Origin of the sequence: Pseudorhodoplanes sp. (assembly GCF_035565795.1) — a bacterium.
GTDB lineage: Bacteria > Pseudomonadota > Alphaproteobacteria > Rhizobiales > Xanthobacteraceae > Pseudorhodoplanes.
This window is the reverse complement of the sequence record NZ_DATMRV010000257.1, coordinates 1-2686: the sequence shown is the minus strand read 5'-3', so window position 1 is coordinate 2686 and position 2686 is coordinate 1. Positions and strand designations below refer to the sequence as shown.

At 61.6% G+C, this 2686-nt stretch carries 1 protein-coding gene and 1 pseudogene; both read right to left on the bottom strand.

Translation table 11 applies throughout. The features are described 5' to 3' along the window. Positions 1-1056, bottom strand: a pseudogene (locus VNZ93_RS23370) (hypothetical protein); the annotation flags it as partial. Between the two features lie 43 nt (positions 1057-1099). Then, positions 1100-2323, bottom strand: coding sequence for a TAXI family TRAP transporter solute-binding subunit (locus VNZ93_RS23365; protein ID WP_325711132.1), 1224 nt, complete (start codon positions 2321-2323; stop codon positions 1100-1102). Positions 2324-2686: the final 363 nt, after the last annotated feature.

The following is a 2686-nucleotide window of genomic DNA, read 5'->3' as shown; positions in this document are numbered from 1 at the left end:
CACGCTGCGCGCACCGACAAAGTCGCCGCTGGAGATGTAGTCGTCACCCATCTTCCGTAGCACCGCGATTTCCTCATTACTGAGAGAACGCGGCTTTGCAGTGTTCTCGCTTGCAACGCCGGATGACGCCGCCGGCGTCTCAACAGGCGGCTGTGCCTGTTGCTGCGCTGGTTGCGACGGCTGCCCGCCGGCGGGCTCTTGCCGCCTGGTCGTCTCCGGCGCGGGCCACGGCGTCATCACCGTTTCCCGCCGTGGCTCCGCCGCGCGTCCGATCGGCTCGGTCTTCACGGCAATCGGGCGTGCCTGCGGGTCCGCATTGGCGACGGCAAAGCGAAGACCGGGCTCGCCTGCGCGCTCCTGCTCCTTCTGCACCGCGTCCATGCGTGCCTGCAGCGGCGACGTCCTGCCCTCGTTGAACACCGCGGCAGCATTGGTTGACAATTCGGAGATCGGCCCGCCGATGGTGTTCATCACCACGGACGGAATGTCCTTGATGGCAATCACGGCAACAATCGCCGCACCCGTCGCCGCCAGCCCGAAGCGCAGGAACATCTTGTTGGTCTTGCTGCCAGCGCCGTTGCGATTTTTTGGTCGCGGCCAATGCTCGTCCACGGGCTCGGGGATCGGCTCCGTATCGATTGCGCGCGACAGAAGCCATGGCGGCGTGCGCGGATCGTGGAGGGCGTCACGCACCGTCTCCATGTCGGCTGCGAACTGATGCGTCTGGTGAGCCGCATGGGGCGCGGCAGAGTCCTGCCCGTTATCGCGGTCGGCTTCCTCGTCCCGCTGCTGTTCCAGCTCTTGTGAGAGCTTTGCGGCGGCGGCACGGCTGACATCAGTCAGCTTTGCTGGTTCGGTGTGATTGATCTCGATCATCGCGCGCAGGCTCGCCTCGATCTCGTCGAGGATCTGAGCATCGTGGTCGGTCTCGATCCCAACTGGCCGCGGCGCGGCCGGCTCCGTTGACGACTGGGCATCTCGGTCTCGCGCCCAGCCTTCTGCATATGGCGACACAAGGTCGAAATTATCGAGTGGATCGCGGCTCGGCTTACTCATGACGCAACTCCCCTTCACTGATCCCATTTCCGCACTGGCCGGATTACTTCCGGCTCTTGCTGCGGGCGACGGGTCTTGAATCGCTTGGTTGAGCCTGGTTGTTGGCGGACATCGCTTCCTGTCGATCACGCCAGGCCAGGAATTCGGCGAACAGAGCTTCGCGGCTCTGCGGCGTGCGTTGTGCATCCCGCTTCGTGTCGGCGTTCTTCAGGTACGCCTGGAAGTCACGATTGAGGTCCGGGGACGCGTTGGCGGCGGGCGCCTGAGCCTGAAGCTTCTGCAATTCACGCTCGGCGCTTTCGAGCCTGGTCCAGCCCGGCACGGTCGCCGCGAGATTGACGTCGCGCCATTTCGGGTGGAATGGCGGCTTCTGGAACTTGCTCCAGTTCGTAAACATCCGCTCGACTACGCGTTCGATCTTCTTCTGGCGATCGGAGCCCTTCGACCAGTTGAAAGCGGCGAGCACGGCCGGCACCGCGATGGTGTCGATCTTGTTCTGACCTTCGGGCATCAGGGTCGGATACTGATCCGCCGAGAACTCGCCGATCGTGTAATAGTCGGCGAATTTCTTCGAGAACGGGATCGGAAGCAGATGCAGGTTTGCATCGGCCGGGATCTTGGCGAAGAAGTCGATCGGCTTGCCGACCAGACGCACAAGCGCGGAGATTTCGCCGGAGCGAAGCTTCTGCATGCCGCTCGCTTCATCGATGTTGAGCTGCTCGACCTGGATGCCGAGCCGCTGGAAGATGATCGTTCCGGTCAGGCTCGATCCGGCCCCGGCGGGGCCGAAGCTGACCTTCTTGCCGCGCAGATCCTCAAGGCTCTTGATGTCCCGCTTGGCGAGGATATGAACCTCCGACACCGGGAGGCGGATGATGTAATGGATCCGGTTGTTGAGATTGGAGATTTTGCGTTCGTTCTTGAAATATTCGAACACGTCAGACTGGGTGACGGCGATATCGACGCCGCGCAGATACAGGAGATCGTCGATGTTGGAGGCCGCGCCATAGGTGACGATCGGCAGAATTCGCAGGTTGTCGCCGTCGTCGAGAGCTCTCGCGAGTTCGTTCGCGAAAGTCATGTAGGTGCCGCTCATGAGACCGCCGGCGACGCCGACAGCCCAGGCGTTACGCTTTTCCTTGACCGCCGATTCCGAATTCCCGGTCTGCTTCAGCGCCTCCGGGATATTCTGAGCGTGTGCCGGTGCGATCACGACCGGGGTCGACAGAGCGAAACATGCGGCAACGGCCGCAATCAGACTACGCATTATGACTTCCCCCTTGATGTAGCGTTATGGCGCCTGTTCAGGCGCGGGTTATCTGCATTCCAATTGCAAGAACGGCCGGCAGCGGCACCCCCGTGCGCGCTACCGGCCGTCCGTATTGTTTCGAGAAACGTAGAATCCGCGCATTGAAACGCTGAATTCACGCGAGTGCCCGGTCGCCGTCCCCTGCGACACCACTCTCATGGTACCCTCACTCACTGCAACGCGATGAACGATCGCGCTTACGCGACAAACGCATTTGCATTCCAAACCCAACTTGCATTTCGAAGTTTGCCGTCGCGCATCACTTGAACGCGTGGGCTCGTTCTCAAAAAGTTGAGTGGATTAGTGTCACGAATGAGGCAG